14 protein-coding genes and 2 pseudogenes are annotated in these 22,468 nt (G+C 60.4%); 8 read left to right on the plus strand and 8 right to left on the minus strand.

Translation table 11 applies throughout. The annotated features are described in order from the left end of the window. Positions 1-255 precede the first annotated feature (255 nt). Positions 256-1,305: a hypothetical protein gene (locus tag XARJCFBP2528_RS05315; RefSeq protein WP_119106957.1), complete on the plus strand. Its 1,050-nt coding sequence runs from the start codon at positions 256-258 to the stop codon at positions 1,303-1,305. Here XARJCFBP2528_RS05315 and XARJCFBP2528_RS23245 read toward each other — a convergent pair. Beyond that, complete coding sequence (locus XARJCFBP2528_RS23245) at positions 1,259-2,665, minus strand: hypothetical protein (protein ID WP_144422020.1); 1,407 nt, start codon at positions 2,663-2,665, stop codon at positions 1,259-1,261. The genes XARJCFBP2528_RS05315 and XARJCFBP2528_RS23245 overlap by 47 nt on opposite strands. Before the next feature lie 88 nt (positions 2,666-2,753). On the opposite strand from XARJCFBP2528_RS23245, the gene XARJCFBP2528_RS05325 reads away from it, so the two are divergent. Both XARJCFBP2528_RS05325 and XARJCFBP2528_RS05330 read left to right on the plus strand, forming a co-directional pair. Continuing rightward, a protein-coding gene (locus tag XARJCFBP2528_RS05325) for an IS3-like element IS1403 family transposase (protein WP_102596355.1) occupies positions 2,754-3,856 on the plus strand; the annotation gives its coding sequence in 2 pieces (ribosomal slippage) (positions 2,754-3,012 and positions 3,012-3,856; 1,104 coding nt in all). A gap of 745 nt (positions 3,857-4,601) precedes the next feature. Next, a pseudogene (locus XARJCFBP2528_RS05330) lies at positions 4,602-5,195 on the plus strand (site-specific integrase); the annotation flags it as partial. Between the two features lie 101 nt (positions 5,196-5,296). On the opposite strand, the gene XARJCFBP2528_RS05335 reads toward XARJCFBP2528_RS05330, so the two are convergent. Both XARJCFBP2528_RS05335 and XARJCFBP2528_RS05340 read right to left on the minus strand, forming a co-directional pair. Then, a complete protein-coding gene (locus XARJCFBP2528_RS05335) occupies positions 5,297-7,144 on the minus strand; it encodes a UvrD-helicase domain-containing protein (RefSeq protein ID WP_047124429.1) in 1,848 nt (615 codons plus the stop codon). After that, entirely contained in the window at positions 7,141-8,784 is a 1,644-nt protein-coding gene (locus XARJCFBP2528_RS05340) for an ATP-dependent nuclease (protein ID WP_052767991.1), read from the minus strand. The genes XARJCFBP2528_RS05335 and XARJCFBP2528_RS05340 overlap by 4 nt, the downstream gene beginning before the upstream one ends. Before the next feature lie 80 nt (positions 8,785-8,864). Here XARJCFBP2528_RS05340 and XARJCFBP2528_RS05345 point away from each other — a divergent pair, with 80 nt between their 5' ends. Beyond that, positions 8,865-9,884, plus strand: a complete 1,020-nt coding sequence (locus XARJCFBP2528_RS05345; protein WP_047124271.1) for an IS5 family transposase — start codon at positions 8,865-8,867, stop codon at positions 9,882-9,884. 130 nt (positions 9,885-10,014) lie between these two features. After that, complete coding sequence (locus tag XARJCFBP2528_RS23825) at positions 10,015-10,377, plus strand: hypothetical protein (protein ID WP_047124430.1); 363 nt, start codon at positions 10,015-10,017, stop codon at positions 10,375-10,377. A gap of 126 nt (positions 10,378-10,503) precedes the next feature. Here XARJCFBP2528_RS23825 and XARJCFBP2528_RS24410 read toward each other — a convergent pair. From XARJCFBP2528_RS24410 to XARJCFBP2528_RS05370, 5 genes and pseudogenes are all read right to left on the minus strand, one after another. Continuing rightward, positions 10,504-10,629, minus strand: a pseudogene (locus XARJCFBP2528_RS24410) (AAA family ATPase); the annotation flags it as partial. A 16-nt stretch (positions 10,630-10,645) separates the two neighbouring features. Beyond that, positions 10,646-11,866, minus strand: coding sequence for a Wadjet anti-phage system protein JetD domain-containing protein (locus XARJCFBP2528_RS05355; RefSeq protein ID WP_016904150.1), 1,221 nt, complete (start codon positions 11,864-11,866; stop codon positions 10,646-10,648). Further along, complete coding sequence (locus tag XARJCFBP2528_RS05360; protein WP_047124431.1) at positions 11,863-15,222, minus strand: ATP-binding protein; 3,360 nt, start codon at positions 15,220-15,222, stop codon at positions 11,863-11,865. Before XARJCFBP2528_RS05360 ends, XARJCFBP2528_RS05355 begins: the two co-directional genes overlap by 4 nt. Continuing rightward, the gene (locus tag XARJCFBP2528_RS05365; RefSeq protein WP_016904152.1) at positions 15,215-15,874 is read right to left on the minus strand and encodes a DUF4194 domain-containing protein; all 660 of its coding nucleotides are present in this window, start codon (positions 15,872-15,874) and stop codon (positions 15,215-15,217) included. Before XARJCFBP2528_RS05365 ends, XARJCFBP2528_RS05360 begins: the two co-directional genes overlap by 8 nt. Then, a complete protein-coding gene (locus XARJCFBP2528_RS05370; protein ID WP_016904153.1) occupies positions 15,858-17,324 on the minus strand; it encodes a DUF3375 domain-containing protein in 1,467 nt (488 codons plus the stop codon). Before XARJCFBP2528_RS05370 ends, XARJCFBP2528_RS05365 begins: the two co-directional genes overlap by 17 nt. A gap of 298 nt (positions 17,325-17,622) precedes the next feature. Here XARJCFBP2528_RS05370 and XARJCFBP2528_RS05375 point away from each other — a divergent pair, with 298 nt between their 5' ends. The 3 genes from XARJCFBP2528_RS05375 (at position 17,623) to XARJCFBP2528_RS05385 (ending at position 22,010) form a co-directional block, all read left to right on the plus strand. Continuing rightward, on the plus strand, positions 17,623-20,724 hold the full coding sequence (locus XARJCFBP2528_RS05375) for a hypothetical protein (protein WP_016904154.1): 3,102 nt from the start codon (positions 17,623-17,625) through the stop codon (positions 20,722-20,724). Between the two features lie 63 nt (positions 20,725-20,787). Continuing rightward, positions 20,788-21,261, plus strand: coding sequence for a hypothetical protein (locus XARJCFBP2528_RS05380; RefSeq protein ID WP_016904155.1), 474 nt, complete (start codon positions 20,788-20,790; stop codon positions 21,259-21,261). Continuing rightward, positions 21,261-22,010, plus strand: coding sequence for a hypothetical protein (locus XARJCFBP2528_RS05385; protein ID WP_016904156.1), 750 nt, complete (start codon positions 21,261-21,263; stop codon positions 22,008-22,010). The genes XARJCFBP2528_RS05380 and XARJCFBP2528_RS05385 overlap by 1 nt, the downstream gene beginning before the upstream one ends. Positions 22,011-22,468 lie beyond the last annotated feature (458 nt).

Below are 22,468 nucleotides of genomic sequence, written 5' to 3' on the forward strand. Positions count from 1 at the left end.
GTGTCTTCGGCATCAACAGGTCCTCCAAACGACCTGGCCTCAAGAGTCCGACCATTGCCGTGGCGGGCTCTTTTTTGTGAATTAGTTTTTAATTCCAGTAGTGCTGGCGTACAGACTACTCGCAGGGAAGGTCGTCAGATCCAATCTCCTGCCGTGGTTTGATTTTCAATCCTCGCCCGAAGAGCCCCGATCATGGTGCTGGACTGTGCTAGCGGATTTCGTCAGATAGGCGCATGGGTATGGACCCGATACCTGTTGAAGTCGTTGGAATGCGACGTCGAGTGGTTGAATCGAACTCTGCTTTTGCCCTGCGAGGGCTTCACCGGGGCGATCTATGAGGGGCTGACACCTCGGGTCTTCGAAGAGATCCACAACGCGGGCAAGAACCCCGACGGCGCCTATTGGAAAGAGATCAAGGACAAGACCAAGAAGTTCAACCTGCTCGAACGGGTATGTGAACGTGTGCCGGCGTCACGCGCTTGGTTGCTGCGCGATTTCAACCGCTACATGCAGCTTGATCCGCCCTCATTGTTGGACTCACGCGAGCAGTTGCTGGTTTACACCAACTCGCGAGGTCTTCTGCTGGTGCCTGGGCGCGTTATGGCCGCCGTGAAGCACCTGGATCCGGCGCTATACGCCGATCTTGAGCACCGATGCACCAGCGCGCTGATTAAAGCGGCTACCCCCAGCACACTGCTCTTTGCCATCGCCTTTCTGCATGAGGTCACCTGGCGCAGGCACCGGGGGACACAAGAGGCAAGGGAATTAGCTGACAACGCGGTTACCGCATTCTCCGCCTCAATGCACGAACGCGCCTTCGAAGACGGCCAGCGACTGGGCGAACAGCTTCGACCTTACTTGCAAGACGCCGTGGCCAATGTCTCGGTATGGGGTGACCGATCCGCGCCTTCAAAGCTCCCTCGGGCACTGGGAGACCTTTGGGTACTGCCTTTCCTGATGAGGAAAAACCAGGACATGCTCGATGCCTGCGCTTGCCTACATGCGGCCGGTGAAGCATGGTACGAACGAATCGATCATCCGTTGCCTGAGCGCTACCGGGATGGCGCCCTGGAGGTGACAACTGAGGGCTTGACCTCATATACACCCGCCCATGCGAGCATCGAAGCGGCGCTCATTGCGCTGCGATTGGAGTTGCTCAAAACACATGGGGATATCTCGCTCGAATACAATCAGTCGCTCCTGATCACGACAGGCACTAACCACATCGCATATGAAAGGCTGCCCGGCGATTCACGGGCTAGTAGGAACACCCGTTCGCCTCGTTTATCCTCGCGTGCACAATAGGCATAGAAATCGCCGCACGCTGGCGCGACCCGTACTCACGCTCCAGATTCTTAACTGCACACTCCGCACGCATCTTAGCTAGTGCCGGCTCTTGCAATGCGTCATAACTTTCCGTGCAGTGAGCCGAAATCAACTGCCATTTCTCCTCCTCGGTAAGGCGTGAAACTTCACAGAGTTCCGAAAAATCGACGTCATTGATGTTTTGCCAGAGTATCGCCGGTGTTTCCCCATTTGTCCTGGACGCTTCCCAACTCCGAAAGCTCGTGGGCAACTTATTTGCTAGCCACCCTAATAGCTCATCCGGATCGCTTCTCAAGAAGGTCGCAATGGAACTTGTCAGACTTGCCTTTTCAAGGACGTAGGATCCGAAGGATCGCTCGGCGGTGCTCCTAAGGCCCCACGCGTCCCAGAGTTCGTAGGGAAGCTTCTCGTGTGCGCGGTCAATGCGGCACATCTCCCACACCACAAACCCGTTTCCGATGCAACAAAGCTTATGTATGGTTCGAGCAAGAAGCTGCCCTATCATTTTTGTTCTGAACACCTCCCGAGAAGTGGCAATACACGTAAGGTGATCGCAATACCGTCCAAGGAGCCAGGCACCCGCACGCAACTGGGCACTTTGATGGATGACGGTACGACTTTCCTTCTCGATCGAGCAAGTTTCTGCGGCACGGGTGGTTTTCTTAACACTATGGATGGAGGGCTGTCCCCGCTCATTGAGAGCGACTTTGATAGCGGCAAAGCTCGGTACAAAAGGGAGCTTCTCGGAAAATTGTCTATCGGGCTCTAACATCGCTGTTGTAGCTTCCTTGACCCCCGGGAGCCGGCCTCGCCTGTCAATCGATCCCGTCATCATGGAGTGAATCGGCGCGCAAGCATTCATTGCCACAAAAAGCTCTTGATAAGTTCGTGAAATCCGCCGCCGGATGCGCTGATTCGCGCATATATCGGTCATATCGGCTGCCAAAAGAGAGCCGCCGCAGACACTGCAGCTAAATGCTGGGCGGGGCAAGGCAGCGCTGTACTTCATCCCCCTCCCGCAGATCGGGCAGTGCGAGGTCAGTCGTCGTTCGTGATAAGGACAGAACTCAATATAATTCAGCTGACCGACCGTGAAGTGCATTCCAAGCGCGACGCATTCTGTGCAGAAGCGGAGACGTTTGTTTTCCCATGCCCAATATGGGTAGTCCTTTAGCGTCAAGAAATTCGACTCAATCAAGTACTCGCCTAGCTGCCCTTGCTGGATTGGCCACCAATACTTGTGCGCCTGGTCGCGCAACTCACTCACTACGCTGGCATAGTCGATTCGGTCTGGTTTACGGGATTTCTGATTTTTCTCGCTGCCCTGAAGGTCACGCATTAACTGAAGTGGGCCTTTTGCGACGTCCCCCCAATTTTGAGTAGCCCCTCAGTTTGGAGTCCAATTCCCTACCCCAAGGAGATTGGACGTGAAGAAGCGTTTTACCGAAGAGCAGATCATCGGCTTCCTGCGCGAAGCCGAAGGCGGCGTGGCGATCAAGGATCTGTGCCGGCGCCATGGCTTCAGCGAGGCCTCGTACTATCTGTGGCGTAGCAAGTTCGGCGGCATGAGCGTGCCCGATGCCAAGCGGCTCAAGGACCTTGAGGCCGAGAACGCGCGGCTGAAGAAGTTGCTGGCCGAGCAGTTGTTCGAGAACGACCTGATCAAGGATGCGTTGCGAAAAAAGTGGTGAGCGCACCGGCGCGTCGTATGCTGGTGCGCGAGTGGATCGGGCGTGGTGCCAGCGAGCGTCGTGCGCTGGCAGTGATCGGCATGAGCGCCAGCGCGCTGCGCTATTGCCCACGCCAAGACCGCAACGGCGAACTGCGCGAGCGCATTCTTGCGCTGGCGCATCGCCATCGTCGCTATGGCGTGGGGATGATCTATCTCAAACTGCGACAGGAAGGGCGCATCGTGAACTACAAACGCGTGGAGCGGTTGTACCGCGAACAGCAGCTACAGGTCCGACGGCGCAAGCGCAAAAAAGTGCCAATAGGCGAGCGTCAGCCGCTGCTGCGGCCAGCGCAGGCCAACCAGGTGTGGTCGATGGACTTCGTGTTCGACCGCTCCGCCGAAGGCCGAGTGATCAAGTGTCTGGTGATCGTGGACGACGCAACGCACGAAGCGGTCGCCATCGAGGTGGAGCGCGCGATCTCTGGGCACGGGGTTGCGCGCGTCCTGGATCGGTTGGCACACAGTCGCGGCCTGCCGCAGGTGATCCGCACCGACAACGGCAAGGAGTTTTGCGGTAAGGCAATGGTCGCCTGGGCGCATGCCCGTGGCGTGCAGTTGCGGCTGATCCAACCAGGCAAACCGAACCAGAACGCCTACGTCGAATCCTTCAACGGCCGGCTACGCGATGAATGCCTCAACGAGCACTGGTTCCCGACGTTGCTGCACGCGCGCACCGAGATCGAACGCTGGCGACGCGAATACAACGAGGACCGACCCAAGAAAGCAATTGGCGGCATGACGCCGGCTGCGTATGCCCAACATCTGGCAAACACCGATATCATTAACCCGGGACTCTAAACCAAGCCGCTACTCAGGGCGGGGGGATGTCGTTTGCTGCGAACCAGCCCAATTTGTTGAGAAATGCATATGTTGATTCTCCAGGTAGCAAGGCGCCGCGCACCCAGGGTATGTACAGCTCAAACTTCTCATCGCTCAAGGCCCTTCTCCAAGCATGACTTGGAAAAATTGTTGATCGATTTATCTAGAAATTCAGGGGATCGGAAAAGTCACAGCTTTGACGTTCACCTCAGAATAGTCACAGGTTTCCCTGTTTCGTTGTTACAGTGATATTGGATCCAAACCAAACCCTCGAAAATCGATAAGTGATTGTTTTGTATAGCATGAGAGGATGGGAACGTGCTCACAGGTTTGCCGAGCCCGGTTGGCCTATCAATGTGTCAGTTTTTTAAATTCGTGTCCTTTTTGTTTGGATCATGCTCCTCATTGATTTTGAAGGGCTTTTTCCCTCCTGCGAGACACGATCTTAAGTGACGTCTGGGTGCTCTCCGCACAGTCAGCACGGCACCATGGCTTGCGTGGGATCAGGGAGCCGCTTTGCCGCAACTTTGCCTAGAGCGCACGGGTTTTGGATGCTTGGGCTGACTCCGTCCAAAATGTTGCTGCCAGGCTGCTTCGAGTGCTGCGGGCAGATCTTTCAATTTGACCAGTTGTGCCTCAAGCGCATCAGCGCGTGCCTGCTGGATCGTGAGGTCTTGGCAGAGCTCGGAAACATTGCCTTGTGCGCGTTCTAGCGCTTGCTCAAATTACGAAGAAGACCGCGATCACCAGGCTCGAGCTCGAGGCCATGCTGGCCACCTGCGACGATAGCTTAGAAGGCATCCGTGACCGCGCCCTCCTCTGCTTTGGCTTTTCCAGTGGCGGGCGTCGGCGCAGTGAAGTTGCAGCGGCCGATATGCGTGATCTCCGCAAAACCGGCGACGGCGGCTACATCTATCGCCTGGAGCACTCAAAGACACAGCAGGCCGGCGCAACCTCAGACTCCACGCCTGACAAGCCCATCGTTGGGCGTAGTGCTGAAGCGCTTGCTGCCTGGCTCGCGGCAGCCAACATCACGCAGGGGCCGCTGTTTCGGAGGCTCTGGAAAGATCGGGTGGGACCCGCCCTACTCCCAGGGTCGATCGCCACCATCGTCAAGCGCCATGCAGCCATGGCAGGACTAGAGGGGGATTTTGGCGGGCACAGTCTGAGGTCGGGGTTCGTCACCGAAGCTGGCAAGCAAGGTGTCCCACTGCCGGCGGTGATGGCTATGACCGAACATCGCTCTGTGGCAACGGTTCTGGGGTACTTTCAGGCAGGTGCCGCAGAAGACAATCCGGCGGCTCGCCTTCTCAAGTAGCCCTATCTCCCAAGCTCGGCCTGCGAATGCCGCTCATCGTATGTGCTCCCTTTCCCTTCGGGAACTGCAGCCCCAGTCTGCTTGCCAGAGGCTACAAGGGCTTACGGCAGGCCGATCAAGACCTCTTCTGGCTTGAACCAGCCTGTGATCAGGAGCTGATCCCCAACCCTTGCCGGATTGGAGGCATAGGCAACCAATGCAAGCGACCGTTGCGCGCGGCTGCAGGTAACGTAGAACAACCGACGAGTCGACGCGGTTTGGCTGTCGTCAGCGCCGCCGCCGAAAAGCTTTTCGTACTTGAATAGAAAACCACGCGCCTCGTGATCGTCCATGACGACCATGACGCGTGGGAACTCGAGTCCTTTCACGCCCTGATGCGTATCAAAACGCGCTTTGCCACTCACGTACTTGGCATAGGCCCGTACCTGCAGAAAGGGGGTCGTGAGGAACTCGGCGATGGCCTTGTCTCGATCGCTACGCTCCTGCTTGTCTTCAGCGTCGTTCGCTTCAGCAGTGGCGGCAGCCAAGGCGACATTGAGCATGTCGGGGATCGCAAAAATTCCGGTCTTGGCCACGTTATGTAGGACTTCACCAAACGTCACGGACGGATTGCTATCGAGCAGTTCAATCAGCGCATCCACTGCCGCCTGCGCCCTACCCAGCTGCTCAAACTGATCTTGAGCATGCTTCAGCGCAGATGGGCTCAGCAAGGGTGACGCTGCCCGCATGATTCGTGTGGTGCCAAATTTGTCGTCCTTGGCGTCCCATAGCGGTAGGATCAGGTTTGAGAAGAGGTTGACTACGGGCAGTGAGCCATCCAGCAGCGACGTCCGAAACTGTGTTACCGGATAGAGCGCTGCCAGCAAATCATCAAACCCCATCCGAAGGGCCGCCATACGATGCTCCAGGATGAGCACTTTGACCGCATCCTCATCCAGCCACTCCTGATCAGCAGTAAGGCCGGCCATGTGTGTGCAGATGGCTTTTTCCGCGGCAACCTTATCGATCCCTTCGGATGGAAGCACGTACATCCGTACATGCCCCTCGATCGCGGCGCTACGGGGGATCTGGGTCTGCTGATCGGTTGACTCGCGGATCTTGTTGATGAGCTCAATGACTCGCCGGGGGCACCGAAAGTTCAGCCGCTTAGTCGGTGTGGCCCAGTCACTGGGCAGGTTTTCGCCCAAGCCCGGGTGACCATCGCCGTAGATGCGCTGCATCAAGTCGCCGAAGAGGCCCACTACAACTTCGTCCTTGTGCGCGGCCTGGAAGGTGAACAAGGCTTCCACAATGTGACGGTTTGTATCCTGACTCTCATCAACAAGTATGTAGGGATAGCCATCGCGCAGGATGTGCCGAAGCACGGGTTTGGACTTCAAAAAATCCCCAGCCAGATGTAGCACTTCGGCGTGATTAAGCGAGCCCCTGCCCCGGTTATCTCCGTCAGGGCTGTAAATGAAGGTCTTGGTGGTGTCGAGTCGGGCTAGCCGTCGTGTCTTGGACGCGATGTCGGCGATCCTGCCCGCGGATGTTTTCGTGCCTGCACGTCCCTTGGCTTCCTTGGCCTGCAGATCCTCAATGTCGGCCTGGAGTGAAACTCGAAGCCACTCTCGGATGTCGTGATTGAATCCTTCGATCAAGGTCCAGGCAAAGCTGTGGATCGTGGACACCGCAATGATGGGATCAAACTGCGTGCGCCGGATGATTTCATCACGTGCCGCCTTCGTGTAGGTAATGACCGCGACCTTCTGCCCACGGATTCTCAGGCGTGCGCCGGCCGTGTCGCGGAGGTGGTCCAGTGCCCCAACCAGCGAGCGGGTCTTACCCGAGCCAGCTCCGGCAAACAGGAAGAAGCTTCTGGGAGCCCGAGGATCGAGGCAGTTCTTGATCTCCTCGTCTACATGACGATCGAGTTCATCGTTGGGGACTGCGGCGGCCTCACTGATCATGCTGCACTCGCCTTGGGCGCAAGATCAGCCTCTTTGCGCTTCAGCTGCTCATTCAGCCACAGCAATCCATGCACGATGTAGGCCGGCAAATGTAATTGCTCGATGTCGTCGCTGAATAAGAGCTCAAGGGCGAACTCAGCCTTATCACCGTCCTTGATCGCCTCGGCGACAGCGGTTGTCAGCTGATTGCTGTCTTGGGCGGTGTCGGCGATCACCTGGAACTTGCTCGCCAAGCCAGTGGCCTTACGGGCCTTGAAGAAATCATAATTCCTGTAGAGCAAGGCGTCTTCGAACGTGTTGGCATGGATTTCCACATCGACTGCTCCGAGCATCAGTTTCTCTCCGGTCTGATACGCGGAGCGCACGGCATAGCCATTGGAATACACGATGGCCTTTTCCTTCTCATCCAGCCTCATGAGGACATCTACATCAGTCTGCTTGGGTGCCCAAGAGCGCAGCGTTTCATTGCGCGCTTCAAGTCCCTTGCCGAGCGCCGGGGTCCTGGCTTGATTGGAAGTCGGATCCTTCGCGTCGAGGTCGGTGATGATCAATGTTGTCAGGCCCAGGGTGTCCACCAGACCTTTAAACCGGTGCGCATGGCTCCCGCCCACCTCCAGCCAGGTGATGTAGCGCGTCCGCAAGTACTCGAATAAATCGGCCTGTTCGACGAAATGGGGAACAAGGATGCGCTCAGCACTGCCTTCGATGAAGATGGCGGCATCAGCGAAAAACAAGTCGCAATGCGTCGCTTTGAGATAGCGCGACACGAACTTTGCCGTCTGGTCCGGTTTGCCGAACACCGATGAGAGATTGACCACGCAGGCGGTGGGGGTCTTGCGGCCCTCGGAAGGGGGAAGCCGCCGGAAGTAGCGAAGCGCCGCAAAATCGCAGGCATGGGCAATGTGACTGGAATGGGTGCTCACGACGAGTTGCGTCCTGAAATCAAGCGACTTTCCCAAGGTAGGATCATTGCGTAGAACGTCGTAGGCGTGCCTGATGAAAACCTGTTGCACCTGGGCATGAAGATACGCCTCTGGCTCTTCGACCAACATCAGGTGCAGCGGCGGAGTGGGCCTTACATCGTGTCCTGTTCCGGCCTTGCCCACCCGCATCCATGCATCGCGGTAGCTCATCAAATTGAAGACCATCGAGACCAAGTTCTGGTAACCAAGCCCGTTAGAGTCCTCCGGCAAGCGGTGCATGTGCTCCCCCGCGGCCGCGGGAATTTCATACAGAATGGCTGACTCATGGCTCAAGCCGTCCTGCAACTTGAGCTTGGTCGCAATCTTCAGTTTTGGGTCGGATATGCCTGGATAGCCAAGCTTCTGAAGTTCGATCAGCGCCTTGTCGAAAGCTTCAGATAGCCTGTCATCGAAAGCCTTGCGCGCCTTCTCCAGCGCTTCCATGGCTTTGATATCGGTCAGTTCCGGCGCGTCACGCCAGTCCAGGTGCCTGTCATAGTAGGAGCGAAGCTGAGTGGAGAGTCGACCTGCACTGCGAGCGTCTGCGCCTGCATCCTCGCGCTGCATGCGGTCACTGGTGGTCCCGAAACCTCGTTGTGCGCTGATCTCATCGATCTGGATGAGGCCGTCCAGTGGATTGCCCTCAATGGGCTCGGCGTCATCGGAGAGGGCCTGCATGCGAGCAACGCCATCAGGGCAGCTCTAAAAACCCCCGATCCTTGGCATCATAGTTCCACCGCCATCCAGGGTAAGAGCCGATGATCAGTCTGTTTGCCGGGGCCGAGCGCGAAGCCAAGCGCCAGCAGTTGAGCGATCCGCTGGAGCTGCTGTCGCGGCACATCGATTTCGTCGCGATCGCGGCGGTGATCGATGGCCACCTTCGCCTGGGCACGGGTGCCAAGGGCGGTCGCCCGGCGTGGCCGACGGAGCTGATGATCCGGCTGCTGCTGTTGCAGCAGTTGTACAACCTGTCCGACGAGGCGCTGGAGTACCAGGTGCTGGACCGTCGCAGCTTCCAGCGCTTCCTGGGGTTGGAACACAGCGGCAAGGTGCCTGACGCCAAGACGATCTGGGTGTGGCGTGAGCGGCTCAAGAAGAACGATCTGATCGGCGACATCAGCGCGGCGGTGAGCGGCCAGTTGCAGCGGGCCGGGTTCATTGCCCGGGGTGGACAGATCATTGATGCGAGCATCGTCAGCGCGCCGATCCAGCGCAATACGCGCGAGGAGAACGCCCGGATCAAGCGAGGCGAGGCTGTGCAGGACTGGAGCGATGCCAAGCGGCGGCAGAAGGACGTGCAGGCGCGCTGGACGCTCAAGCACGGCAAGGCCCATTACGGCTACAAGCTGCACGCCAACACGGATCGGCGCTGGGGGTTCATCCGGCGGCACGAGGTGAGTGCGGCCAACGTGCACGACAGCCGGCACTTCGAGACGCTGCTCGATCCAGTCAACACCGGGCGCACGGTACGGGCCGACAGCGCCTATGCCAGCCAGGCTCGGGAAACCGAACTCAGGCGACAAGGCTACCGCGCGGACATCCAGCACAAGGGGCAGACGGACAAGCCGCTGAGCCTGGCCCAGCAGCGTCGGAACCATCGCATCGCCAAGGATCGGGCGTTCGGCGAGCATCCGTTTGCCCGACTCGCCCAACAGGGAGGCAAATGCCTGCGCACGATTGGCCTGGCGCGAGCCCAGGTGGTGATCGGCCTGAAGGTTGCCGCACACAACCTGATGAGGCTGGCGCGGCTGCAGAGCCAGGGGATCGTGCCGGCGTGAGCGGAAACGGCGGCTGACAGGCCGCAATCCGGGTTTGAAATGCCATGGGTCGGCTCTTCGCGCCCCTTCGACCGGCAGGTGCGAGGGGGGCCTGTCGCCTTACCGAACATCTCAAACGGCAGAATCGAGGTTGTTCGAGGTGCCCATCAGTGGGCTCTTCCACTTTCGCCGGGTCCAGCAGGTATGCCTTCACTTTGAAGAAGGTCCGCAGCCGCCGCTCCAAAAAGTCGATCAGATTGAGCGGCCAGAGCTCCAATTGGGGCGGATCCTCCTTGCCTTCCGCAGCTTTGGCCGCAGCGATCGTGATGTCGGCCGCCTTTCTTCTAGCCGCGATGTACTCCTGCTGGAACTTGACGGCGTCCTCGGGCTCAAAGCGAAACCGGACCCCGAGAGGAGCGGCCTGCCAATCCAGCGTAGGAAGCAGCTTTTGCACGTAATGCATCTCGCCTTTCTTGACCTGGAGCCACACATCCAGTTGAGGCAGGAACTCTAGGATGCCGGGCGCGGGCAACTCTGTGTCCGCAGCTATCGCTGTCTCCCAAGCCTCCCCCTTCGCATTCAGGGCTTGCCAGTGCGCGAGCGAGAGATCGTTGATGGTAAAACCGCGCGTATCGACAAGGAAACGTCGCAACGCGGTCATGGCGGATGTCTTTCCGCTATTGTTGGCGCCCACCAGCACCGTCTTGTCGGGAGCGAAGGAGATACGCGCTGCCAAAAGCTTCCGGTAGTTCCCGATTTCGACCATTGTTATCAGCACGTCGCTACTCCTTATCGATCGAATCAGTAGTCACTGGCGCGGCCAGTAGTGGATGTCCGCTGTTATGCAAAGGATGGCGGGCAGCGATCCTGGCGACTGCTTCTAGAACTCTGGGCCACTGCTGCCCCCACGCCAGCCGCTCCTGCTCAAGGCGCATGCCCGCGAAGAATTGGTCATTGAGAAGTAAATAATAGGTAGCCTGCTCTGCAGCCGTAAGGCGCTTTAGCTCGGCTCGCCGCTGCTTAGGATCTGGTACGCAGAGTGCTCGATTGTTTGAAAGCGTCGCCTCATCCATCGAAAACGACGATGCGTTAGGTAGTTCGCTACGAACGGCGTTCAGGATCTCAAATCCTGCAGTGTCGATGTCACCCCAGTAGACGATCGGTAGCTCACGCAGCCACGCAATTTTTGAGAGGCTACGTGCGCCAAATCCCTGGCCAAAGAAGAGCGCAACGCCGGGAATATCGTCAAACGCGAGAAAAGTCTGGAGGTTCTCCACCACGACTGCGCAGCGTACGGGGAGCGAGAGCGCACTGATCGAAGCGATGGGGGCAGATATATCATCAAGACCTCCTAGCTTCGCGCGAAGCAAGGGGTCCAGCAGCCGCATCCGAATACGCGGAAGGTCCTGCTTGAACGTTCCTAAACCGGCCTCTTCCTTACTTGCAGTGGTTCTACTTAGCTCAAGTGCGACCGTGCCGCTTTTCTGCGCCCACTTGGTGTCTATGCCGGGTACAGGCACCTGACGAATGAAGAGATCCGCATCCGGGTTATCTTTCAACCACTCTAAGAGTGCTTGCATGCGAGTGAAGTCGTCCTCACGCGCCTCAATGAGCCAGCGAAGGCCTCTCCCACCCGGCGTGCTGCCCGGCCATCTCGCCTGCCAAGACAAGAGTCGCGCTCGTGCCTGCTTCCACGCCGCAAGCTTATCTGTTCCGAGGAAATGGGCGAGCGTCTCTGGCCCGTCAAACGACACATGCGCAGGCAAGACTTGTGCGCCGCCAAGGCTCGGCCAAGCCCGGTTGACCGATGACACAGCTACGCCACTCATTAGCCAGCCGTCGCGCCACGCAACAAAGCGCGTCCAGTCTGAGAGCGCCTCCTTTTGCGAGGGCGGCCCCAGCGCAAGGGTCAGTGGCCACGTGCCGGTGCCCGCGAGCCACCCGAGCCACCTGTTCTCCCACGCTCGCCCCAGTTGCTCGCGCGCCTCATGGATCGCCTTCACTCCGCAAGCTCCATCCCCCGCCGCGCGCCTTCGGGGAGTCTCAACCGCCGCTGATCGGCGTCGTAGGCGATGTGCAGAAGACTCGACACCTTGCGATCCTTGATCGAGACGTAGGTCGCTCCGCCCACGAACTCTTCCAGCGTCATCACCGACTTCATGGGCGTCGCGACGATCATCTGAAAGCCCATGCCGGTGAAAATGCGCATGCAGGTGGCGGTGAATTCGTTGTCGGTTTTGGTGAAAGCCTCATCGAGTACAACGGCCGCATACGACGGCACGCCGCCGTCCGACCCGCCGAGCTTGAAGCGCAGGGCAGCGGCAAGGCACGTCGCGGTGAGCTTTTGCCGCTGACCGCCAGACTTGCCGCCGGCCCCGCCATAGTTCTCGACGACTACTCCGCTGATGCGGTCGCACTCATCGGCAATAAACTCAACGTGCTTACGCACATCAAGCACTAGGTCTCGCCACTGCCTTCCGGCCGCGTCATCCGCGCGAAGGTCCTGAATGAGGCGGCGAAGGCCCTCAAACTGCGCCTCAGCGGTTTCCTCCGTCAGCTCCCCCCGCTGCGCGAACAGCGTGCCAAGGCGCCTGCGGAACTCGCGCGGTTCATCGAGGCCCCGATCCTCCGTGCGGATGTAGAGATAGGTGTCCGGGTTGTAGGGCACCGGCCGCAGCGCCCGGTTGACGTCGTCCATACCGTTTTCAATTTCCGAGCGCGCCTCGTGCAGGTGCTGGGAGAGCTCAGCGAGGCGCTGCATGCTTTGCTTTCGGAGTAGCTCCTGAAAGCGCGCTTCGTGCTTTGGGAGGCCATCCGTTTCCAATCGCTCGAGCTTGGCAAAGAAGTCCGTCGCGCTTGGAAGGTTCGGCTGGAGACTGCCGCGCTCCTCCGGCCAGCGGTGCAAGAAGGTCTGAAAGCACTGCAAGATCGACTGCACGTGTGCACTGATCGCCTCACTGAGTACATCTTTCTCTCGGTCGAGCACTTCCCGCACGCGCGCAAGTTCGCCATGAATCGTTTTGAGGGTCGGCGTCCATGGGCCGCACCGCGCCGTCAGGCCCGCATCGGCCTCAGGCGGAAGCCCTAGCGCGCGAATGGATGCCGCCTCAAGCTCGCCTGCGTTCTCGGCGCGCTGGCGCTCCAGCGCTTCGATGTCGAGGGTGAGGCGGGTTGCGTCCGCTAGTGCCCGTTTGGCTTCGTCCTGTTTCTGGACCAGCTGGCCTTGCAGATCGATGAGCCCCGGCGTGCGCTCCAAAAGAGCGCGCTGTGCCTCCTGGTTCTCCTCGATCCTGCGCAGAGCGCCGGTCAGATCGATGCTTGGCCACTCGACTTCCACAAGATGCGCCGCCGCCTGCGCGCGCAGCCGTATGCCGTCCGCGCTCTGCACCGCTTCGCTACGCCTTTGGGAAATCTTTGCAAGCGCGCCGGCCGTGTCGGCCGCGTTTCGCTTGAGGCGATCGAGCTTGGCGCGATTGTCCCCAAGCACCCAGCGGCTCTCGTCATCGACGCGAAACCGGTCGTCCTTCTGGTGGAGACCGCCGCTGAAACGAATCTGCCCTGCCCGCGTGATGCGTCGCTGACCCTTCATCAGGTCCGACGCCTTCTCGACGCACTCAAAGTCGGCTTGGTGCCAAAGCTCCTTCCAGACCCATTGGCGGTAGGGGCTCTCAGATACGTCTAGGCAGTTCAGCAACAGGCCGGGGCGCCGGTCACGATTGCCGGTGCTCGGCGTGGGCTCGACTTGGTAATAGCTCCAGCGGCTCCGCAGATGGTTCTTATCGACCCAAGCGGCAACCTGGCGGTAGTCGTTGACATCCACGAGCAGGGAGGTGCCAAAGCCGCCCAGCAATCGATTGGCCGCGCCCTCCCAGTCCTTGTGCTCAGGTTTGACGGAGATCAGCTCACCTGCGAAGGGGACGCGCGATTTCGGGATTCCAAGATCACGGCACATCCAGGCGCGGATCTCTTGCTTGTCGCGGGGGATGCTGGACGTGCTGCCTTCGAGCGTCTCGATCTCCTTGCGGAGCAGGGACAGCTCCTCCCTGAGGCGCGACTCGTCCACGAGCAGCGTGTCTCGCTCACCTTCCGCGCCTGCAAGGCGCTCCTCCGCCCGGGCCTGCTCCGACCGCGCCGCAAGGAGCTGCGCTGCAAACGTGGCCTGATCATCCGCCAGCGTCAGTCCGAGCGCGCCGGCCCAGCCCCCGGCCGATGTCCGCCTCCGCTCGACCCGTTCCTTATCCAGCAGGAGCTGCCCGCGCGCAGCTTCGAGCTGCGCCAGATCCCCTCCGCCACCCGCGTCCGCAGCGCGGCGCAAGTTTTCGAGCGCTTCGCTCAGCGCGTGCTGATGCCGATGCGCCTCTTCCGCCTCGATGCGCGTCGTGCTAATCACGCTTTCGAGGCGCACATCCTCATCGCGCAGAAGTCTTGCTGTCTCCTGCGCCTGAAACTGCGGAAGGCTCACGATCAGGCTTCTGACGTGCTGGACCCGGCCCTCCGCAACCTCCCGATCTCGGTAGGCGTCTCGGGACGGCGCGAGGACGTCAATTTGCTCGCGCGCGACGACCACGGCCCGGTGCGCTTCATCCAGATCCACAAATTCGCTGACCAGGCTATCGGCGATCTCAAAGGTCTTCGGCTCGGCGAGCATGTAGTCGCGCAGAAAGCCGTTCAGATCACTCAGATTCTTGGTCGACTGGGTCTGGTGCAGAAGGTTCAGCGCGTTGGGCTCGACAATCCCGACAACTCGGCACCAGTGCTCCGAGAAGGCCGTGAAGCTCTCGTGCGAACGGTAGGGGGGATCTGAAAAGCGCTTCGTCAGCGCCTTGCGCTCGCCCGTGAACTCGCCGATTTCCGAGAGATCAAACGGCGCGTCAACGACCAGAAAATGACTCTCGACCTTCGCGTTTGAGCCTGCTCCCCGCACCCAAAGCACGCGCACAATCGACATCACGCGCCCAAGCGCATTGGCGTATTCGAGCGCCACGGCCGTCCACGTCGCATTCGTGCGCAGATACTGTTTGGCGAGCGAGCGCGCGCTCTGGTCATCCGCGCGCTCCGCCCAAGCGCCACGCACATACGACATCAAGGTGCGATCCGGGTCGCGCTTGCCACTCTCGTCGGCCGCCGCGTTAAAGCGCACCGTGCGCGGGGACACCGTCAGCGCGGAGATCGCGTCGAGCAGCGTGGACTTACCCGCGCCGCTCGGACCGATGATTAGGGTGCCTTCGGGGGACACCGGCATGCGGTGCAGGCCCGTGAATGTCCCCCAGTTGAGGACGCTGAGCTGACGCATTCGAAACTGTTCATCCTGCGGGTCTGGCAGGTCCGACAAGTGAAACACCTCGGCCGAACTATGCATCCTCCCCCTCCTCTTCCATGTCCTCAGGTGCCCCGCCTGCCTGCGCCGACGATGCGTAGAGCTTCCCAAGTGCCTCGACGTCTTCGGCCGTGAACAAGAGGCGCAGGACCGGCGAGACCTCAAATCTTCGCTCGCCGCCCCGAAGAATCCGGAGGATCCCAGCGGTCCTGAGCTTCTCGATTGCCGAGTTCACCTTCGCCGCGGCGCCGACCGTATCGGACACGCCCTGCTCCAAGTAAACGCTCAGCACCTCCGTCAGGTCGCTTTGAGACACGACGGCGCGCTGATCTTGTCCCTCCGCCTCCACAAGGGCGTGGCGCAGGTGCAGGAGCAGCACCGACTCCATGAAGGAGAGCGCCTGGGCGCGCATCAAGACCGGCGCATCGACCTCTCCGGTATCGGCTTGCCGGGCGAAGGCCACCTTGCGCTCCCGGTCGATCACCAGTTCCAGGAACAGATCAGACAAGCGGCTTCGAAGCACCGCCTCCTCGCGCAGTAGCGCGGGCCACGCGCCGTGGGTGTCATCGAGAAATGGGCCCGAGAGCAGCTTGCAGAGCGCGCGCCGCGCGTCCACGGGCAGCGTGCCCGCGTCGCCAACGAAAAGCGTCTTGTCGACGACGACTGCATCGCCAGGGTCATCCAGGGAGTTCATCAACGCGCTCCGCTAAGAAATAGATCAGTGGAATGTCGGCACTCCGGTGCGCGCCATCTCCGCCCTGCCAGCTGACGCGTTCGGTGTCCAGTGGCGCGACGTCGCCATGCTTGACGCCAAGCGCTAGGTAGCCAATGACCGTGCCAAGGCCCTGCTGAGGCGCGAAGACGGCCATCGCATCGCCAATGGAGCACTGCGCGACTTCGGTCAGCATCGACTTGATGTTCGCCGCGAGGCTTCGGAAATCGATGTCCGATTCGGCCACCGCATTGGCGATGGCGAGAAGATCCACTTCTGCCTCGCCGGCAGCGCCGAGATCTGGCTGCTCCATCGCCTGAACCGGGTCATGCGGGCGCAGGCGCGAGATCGAACGATAGGTGGCTGAGCTGAGCTCAAGCTCAAACCCGATCTTCTGACTGGGTGAGAACAATGGCGCTACTTCGAGTGCGCGTGCCTTGGCGTCGCGCAGAAGCTGGCTCAGGCGCCGCTGTTCGCGATACTCCTTGCTCTGCACGAAGCCGCGCAGACTCCTGGCAAAGCGCGTGCGCGTGCTGTGGACGCTGCCGGCCCCATCCAAAAGCGTGCGGGTGAGGTGACGCAGGAGGCGCCGTTCACTGCGCCCAAGCTGCTCGGCAAACGGCCGAGCGGCAACCTCTCTCAGACCCGCTTCCAGTCGCGCGCTTTCTTCTGGGTCCACTAAGAGGCTCCAAAACGCCTCAAAGCTCTGGCCTTGTGCGCTTTGCGAAATCACGTCCACATCATTGAACAGATCCGTCAGGAGTTCGCCCCGCTGAGACTCGTCATGGATGATCCGCTCGCGAAAATCGCGATTGAGGCGCGCGAAGTCATCGCGCACCCGCCGAAAGTCGTCCGATAGCTCACTGGCAAGCGCCACGATCTCCGCCAGCTTTTCGGCCGCGCGCGCGTCTGACAACACGTCGACCTGACCGCCCGACACCCGCGCGATCTCCTGATCAATCCGCGCGCGCTCAGCCAAAAGGCGCTCCATCCGCGTTGCGGCATTGGTGTCGGTCTGCTCGGCGAGCTGGGCAAGCTGCCCGATGACGAGCGCCAAGCGGCTCTCGGTCGCCACTGCGCGCGTGGTTTGCAGCGCGGACACGAGCTTGAGCGCGGCGAGCGCGGCGGCTGTGAGCTCGAACTCCTCTTCGTCAGCCCCTTCGATCAGGCGCCGCTCGATCCAGCCTTCGCGCCGCCAACTGTCGACGTAGTAGCTGGCGGAACCCGTCAGGTCCCGCCCCTTGGCCCGCAGCTCTCCAAGCTCCGTGTGCAAACGCTCGATCAAGACGGATGCGGGGAGCACACGCTCATTTGCATAGAGCAGATGCTGCAGCAGTGCCAGCACAACAGGTGCCAAGTGCGCGGTGAGCAGCGACCAGGCCGCCTCTCCCCGAAGCCGCTCGTAAGCGCTTGCGTAAAGCTGTGGCTTCATACCGCCCCCTGCGACCTATATCTTCCCTGAGCTTGGATAGTAGCCTTGATGCGTCCCAAAAGCATTGACCATTAGGCCTTCGGTTCTGGTCACGTCGGTGACTCACCCGTACCCTAACCGCTATCGCTCTCAGATCATGAGACTGTTCCCCTGAATGCACCTAGCAAAGCGAGCCCTTCCACGTGACCGAACCCGAAGACGCCTCCTTTGATATTGACGTCCTCGAAGCGTTCATGCAGGAGCAAATGCGCTGGGCCAGTTTGCAGGTGCCATCGCACTCAGGGACCTCGCGCCGTTCTTGCTGCAGTCCCAGCACATCGCAGAACTCATGGATCAGGAGCCAGGAGTCAGCGAGCTTGAACGTCGGCCGCTGATCAGCGTGCCCGATGGCGTGGTTCTGGCGCTCCCTACAGCGGTCACCGTGGCGATCCGCCAACAGGTCATCAACCTTGTGCTGGGCACCCGCCAGGTCCTGCACTTCGACGGTCAGTACGCGCGGGCACTGTCGAACGCTATCGCGGACACGACGTTGCTGGGGTGGAAGTCAGGCTGCCCAGTGGTCTGGCATCCGACAGAGGGAGGCGCGCTCGCTGGAGTTGTCGTCTCTTTCGATCGCGCCCATTTTGTCGTACTCCACTTTGTGTTGCCGTCCGTGGCATCGCATGAGCTGACCTGGTTCAAGCGTCCCATCGACATCCATCCGACGCTGCAGAAGGCCCTCAACTACTCGATCGCGTCCAATACCCAGCAACTCGAGAGTCAGGATGACTTCCGGGGTGGGATGCATCTCGTCGTCATGTGCGGATGGGGTCAGGGCATGGTCGTCCCGGTGACGCGCCCTGACGACGCGCGTTGGCGTGGCGAAGCGATGTCGGTGGCTGACCTCGTCCGCGCCAGCAGCGTGGAAGACATGTCGATCCAGCGTTTGTGGCGCCTGGTCTCCGCCGAGAAGGCGCTGGTGGACGCCGGCGTCGAGTTGATGAACGTCAACGGCGTGCTCAACCTCTTCGCCTGGATGCAGGAGAACGACGGGCACCTGGTCCCGCACGGCGACCTCGACGATGGGCGCATCTCCCCGGAGCAGCGGCTGATGGTGTCCCTGCCGCTGAACCTGCTCCGGGATCTCAGGGCAGACGCCGATCGGAACGTCGACGCTCACGTCGGGCTCGATCCGCGGAGCGAACCCCATCATCTACACCGGGTCGATCGCGGTTCGCTGTTCTCCCATCCCGCAGCCGAGCGGCTTTACGCATGCACCGAGTGCCTCCGGTCCGGCACGTTGTTGGCCGCCTGCGAGGGGCGCACGACGCTGTGGCTCCGTGTCGATTCACCGGGCGTGTCCTCGCGCGATACCGAGTTCCGGCTCTGGGACATGGTCGGCCGTTGGGGTGCGTCGGTCGCGGCAGCGCTCGAGGACGGCACCGACATCGAAGGTGCGGTAGAGATCACCATCGCATTCGAGGACGTCCAGTCAGAACTGGACGCTGTGGACGCTCAGGTTCCGACCGATCCGCTCGAGCTCCTGCGGGTTGAAGTGGTCGGTACAGAGGCCGTCACCGTACACGCAGCACGCGGGTTCCTCAATGCATGGAGGGAACCGACCAACGCCGGCGAGCGCGCTCTGGTGACCGCGATCCTCCAGGCGGTTTTTCGGATCCACTACGTCGAATACTCCGAAGCGGAAGTCGACGGGCTCGTGGCGTCGCTTCTGCCCAACGAGACGGGCCGGCACTTCCACGTTCTCCACGCGCATGATTTCACCGATTTCGTCCGCGATGCGCTGCCGGGCGAGGTCTTGGGAATCGACGAGATCGAGAGCGCGACGCAGCGCATCGGGCTAGGCTGGTCAGTCCATGACGGCGATAACAACGTCGAGGGCGCGGAAGCCTGCGTCGGACTGCTGAATCGGCTGGTCGACGCGCAGGTGGGCGACCTGACAAGCCGCCTTGGTGAGCTCGATCGAACCGCGTTGGTTGAACGGATTCTGCTCAACCACGAAGCCGCCCATGTCCGGGAGCTGCAGTGGCAACGGACGTCGGCGGCGGTCCTTTGCCTGCACGGCGATTTGCAGGACGTGCGCGATGCCGTGGTCGGGCAGCTTTCCAAGTTGGCCGGGGCCGCGATCACCAGCCGCGTTCTTGTTGAAATCGCCGCCTGCGAGGCACCGCTCACCGGTGGGCGCCTGCCGGATGACTTGCAAATTCAGGCGCTGCTAGCCCAGGTCGAGCTCGTGACCCGGTTGGGCGGACTGTCGGACGGAATCCACTACGGGGTATTGCGGCCACACCTGCGCGTGTCCGCGCTCGGCGACATCCTCCTTCGCGACGAGTTCGGGCGCGAAGTCGTGGCCCCTATGCTCAGCCAGGCCGTGGGCAGCAACTACGTCGACTCGGCCGGCGGCTTCCGTCGCCACTACGGACCCCAAGAGGGTGTCGACCGCACGGAACACCTCCTGGACTCTGAGTTCCTGGAAGCCTGGCAGGGGGAAATGGGCTTCGGCGTTGATGAGGCACGCCAACTTCTCGACGCGATCGAGGACTACGCGATCAAGCGTCGTGCCCCGACCTTGCAAATCAGGCACGGCGAGCTCGTTGCGCTTCTGGCTAGCCGATGCGACGCGGCGACCGCCGAAAGATTCATCGATCAGCTCCTCCTAGCTCGACGCCCTCGCTGGGCGCAGCCACCCCAAGGCTTCAAGTCGCGCGAAATTCTTCCTTGGCGCTTCGGGCGCCGCCTCTCGATCGTCACTCGTCCGATCGTGCAGATGAACGACGACGATGATGCCCTGTATATGCTCGCCCCCCGTCTGGTCAGAAGCGGCTTTTTCTATCTTCTTCGCGGCGCATTTCATGGCACCTTGGACCAGAGCTTCTTCCAGACCCCTGCGATGCGCGACGCGTGGTGGGGAAAAGCCAACGAGGGACATACCTTCAATGCCCTAGTCGCCGATCAGCTTCGCGCAGCGGGCTGGGAGGTCCGCGCCGGGATCGAGCTGACGGCCGTTCTCAATGCCAAGCTCGACCGTGACTACGGTGATGTGGACGTCCTCGCCTGGTGCCCCGGCGGCGAAGATGTCTTCGTAGTCGAGTGCAAGGACTTGTCGTTTCGTCGGAACTATTCTGAAATTGCAGCGCTGCTGTCGGATTACCAAGGCGGCTTCAAGAATGGCAAGCCCGACAAGCTCAAGCGCCACTTGATGCGGGTGGAGTGCGCTGCCTCTCACCTGCCCGCTGTCGCTCGCTTTACGGGCATCGCGGCGCCGAAGATCAGGTCTTGCCTCCTCGTGGCCGGCCTCGTGCCGATGCAGTTCGCATCCATTCCGGCGCTCGAAGGTACCTTCGTCGGCGATTGGGATCAGTTATTGGAGCAATTCGGCAAGTGCCGGTGTCCTGGTATCTGATCGAATTCCCTTGAGCCGCGCGGTGGGGGACAACTTCACTATTGCTTTCGACAAGGTAATCCCATGAATGTAGAGCATCACACGGCGCTGAAGCTTCTCATGGCGTTCTCCAGAATCGAGTTTGCCCTCAAGCAAATCCCGGAGTTCGTCAATGGAGCCGTCGGGAATACGCCGGACACGCAATGGTCAGCGTTCTACGTCCATGTGCGCTGGAACATCCAAAGTCAACTAAACCAGGAGGACAAGGACCTTCTATTGGGCACCGGGCCCAATGACCCGCCCCCGATGAAAATGCAGGTCAGCGCACAGCACCGGATAGAGTTTGTGGATGCCCCATTGGGTAACGGGCCTGAGGGCGATCGTTTGATAGATGCTGCTCGACGAGTGCGCAACAACCTTGTGCATGGTGGTAAGGAGCATGCTCGGCAACAGCGATACCCCGGCCATGACGATAGGCTGGCACGTGCCGCCATCAATGTCATGTTTTTGGCCATGGCATCGCATCCCGAAGTGTCCCAGCTCGCCTTTTACGACTGATGGCGGCGCTCGACCTTTCCCAACCTGATACGTGGGCTGGCGAGCTGCGTGACGTCCTCAATGAATTGCGCCCGGTATTCCGCTCGTGGGAGTTAGACCTACCGGACCGCGCCGCGCACGCGTTCGATGCAGCTATCCGCTCGCTTGGCGAAGCTCTCATGCCACATGGCCTGCTTGGCTACCACTTCACCCGATTGACCGAAGAAGAAGCGGTGCACATTCGCGAAAAAGGGCTGGAGGTGCTCAGCATCGGCTTACTGGAAAGACGTATTGCGTCCCAGGTCACGCGCGGCGAGCTTGCCGAAGAACAAGCGCAACGTTTGCTTGCGAACAATCAGGTGCGCGATAGCAATCGATCCGGCAAGGCGTGGTTCTGCTTTTACCCAGCGTACGAAGTCCGAGAGTACGCCGTTCGCTCCTTGCTCGGACACTGGGGCGGTGAAGCACTCTACAACTTGAACGCCGGAGACGCGGAGCTCGGCCCTGTTCTCAAATCCATGGGAAGTCCTGCCCTGGTCGAAGCAGTAGTGCCCGTGCCATTTCTTTCCGCTACGAATGGCTTGGCGATAGCCGTGGCACGACTTGACCTCATTCACCAAGGCATCAGGTCAAATGAGTATCCGGAAAAGTTTGAGGACTACTCCATACGTACCCTTGAAGGCTTCATGGTGCGCCGCGTCGTGCTCCATCCTGGCAGGGAGTTCCGTGAGCTCACCCAGAGCCAGCATTGGTATGAGCCGTTGACCTAGAAGCAAGGCGGATCATCAGTAGCCTCTGGCCGCCATTGAACTCGAGCCGGTACCTGAAACGATAAGGTGATCGAGCAGCTGGCGGTAGATGTGCAGATTGATCCTCACTGCGGCCGGAACGCGCTCCCGGATCATTTCGTGGGCCGTTGTCATGACAAGCCGCTGGATACGTCTTCTCTCTCGATCCGGTACGCCTTGTCGGATGGCCTCTGCTGGGTGCACACGATATTGACCAAGACTCAAGACCCTGGCACCTCCCTACCCCCGATAAATCTTCCTAATCGACAGCCACATTTTCTCCCAAGCTGTCCTCCTCAGCTACGCCCGTTTACTGTCGGGGAATCACCAGGTAAAGCCGCCGGCTCGTGGTCTCCTCGACTGCAGAATGGCATCATCCCGTCCGGGAGAACACCTTACGGGCACCTCGAACAACCTCGATTCTGCCGTTTGAGATGTTC

Origin of the sequence: Xanthomonas arboricola pv. juglandis (genome assembly GCF_001013475.1) — a bacterium.
In the GTDB taxonomy this organism is placed as follows: domain Bacteria; phylum Pseudomonadota; class Gammaproteobacteria; order Xanthomonadales; family Xanthomonadaceae; genus Xanthomonas; species Xanthomonas arboricola.

What these genes read in the sequence shown, in the direction of transcription:
- XARJCFBP2528_RS23245 (WP_144422020.1), bottom strand. Translation starts at nt 2,665, where the DNA reads ATGCGTGACCTTCAGGGCAGCGAGAAAAATCAGAAATCCCGTAAACCA.
- XARJCFBP2528_RS05335 (WP_047124429.1), bottom strand. Translation starts at nt 7,144, where the DNA reads ATGATCAGTGAGGCCGCCGCAGTCCCCAACGATGAACTCGATCGTCAT.
- XARJCFBP2528_RS05340 (WP_052767991.1), bottom strand. Translation starts at nt 8,784, where the DNA reads ATGCAGGCCCTCTCCGATGACGCCGAGCCCATTGAGGGCAATCCACTG.
- XARJCFBP2528_RS05345 (WP_047124271.1), top strand. Translation starts at nt 8,865, where the DNA reads ATGATCAGTCTGTTTGCCGGGGCCGAGCGCGAAGCCAAGCGCCAGCAG.
- XARJCFBP2528_RS05360 (WP_047124431.1), bottom strand. Translation starts at nt 15,222, where the DNA reads ATGCATAGTTCGGCCGAGGTGTTTCACTTGTCGGACCTGCCAGACCCG.
- XARJCFBP2528_RS05365 (WP_016904152.1), bottom strand. Translation starts at nt 15,874, where the DNA reads ATGAACTCCCTGGATGACCCTGGCGATGCAGTCGTCGTCGACAAGACG.
- XARJCFBP2528_RS05370 (WP_016904153.1), bottom strand. Translation starts at nt 17,324, where the DNA reads ATGAAGCCACAGCTTTACGCAAGCGCTTACGAGCGGCTTCGGGGAGAG.
- XARJCFBP2528_RS05380 (WP_016904155.1), top strand. Translation starts at nt 20,788, where the DNA reads ATGAATGTAGAGCATCACACGGCGCTGAAGCTTCTCATGGCGTTCTCC.
- XARJCFBP2528_RS05385 (WP_016904156.1), top strand. Translation starts at nt 21,261, where the DNA reads ATGGCGGCGCTCGACCTTTCCCAACCTGATACGTGGGCTGGCGAGCTG.